The following is a 483-nucleotide window of genomic DNA, read 5'->3' as shown; positions in this document are numbered from 1 at the left end:
CGCGGCCAGCGAGCGGCGGTTCGCGCGGGCCGAGATCGAGGCAGGACTCGAGCCCGTGCTCGCCCGGGTGCGCCGGGCCCTGCGCGCGCTCCCGGACTCTCCGCGACCCGACCTCGTGCTGCGTGATGCCTCGGCCGCACTGCAGGCGGCGACCACCGAGGTGCGCGACCTCGCCCGCACCCTGCTGCCCGGGGCGCTCGACGCCGGCGACCTGACCGGCGCGCTGAGCGAGCTCGCCGCGCGCTTCCCGGAGCCGGTGCTGCACGCCGATGTGCGGCAGGCACCCGAGCACCCCGAGCACCTGTACCACCTGGTCGCTGAGGCGATGCTGCGCGCCCGCCGGGAGGGCGGGGTCGAGCGGATCGAGGTCACGGTGGGCCCCGCCGACCGCGCGGTGCTGCGGGTGGTAGGGGCCGCGGTGCGGGTCGACCCGATCGTGCGGGCGCTGCACGCCAGGGTCGCCGAGCGCGTGCCCGGGGAGGA

Annotated in this window: 1 protein-coding gene; it reads left to right on the top strand. The window is 78.3% G+C overall.

Going from position 1 to position 483, the window contains the following annotated elements; all coding sequences use genetic code 11:
• Positions 1 to 483: sensor histidine kinase (locus DW309_RS19635; RefSeq protein ID WP_205812756.1), on the top strand; the 483-nt coding region annotated here is incomplete at both ends.

This window comes from Microbacterium sp. K41 (assembly GCF_004794395.1).
GTDB classification, from domain to species: domain Bacteria; phylum Actinomycetota; class Actinomycetes; order Actinomycetales; family Microbacteriaceae; genus Microbacterium; species Microbacterium sufflavum.
The sequence above is the reverse complement of the archived record's forward strand: the minus strand, read 5'-3'. Positions and strand labels throughout refer to the sequence as shown.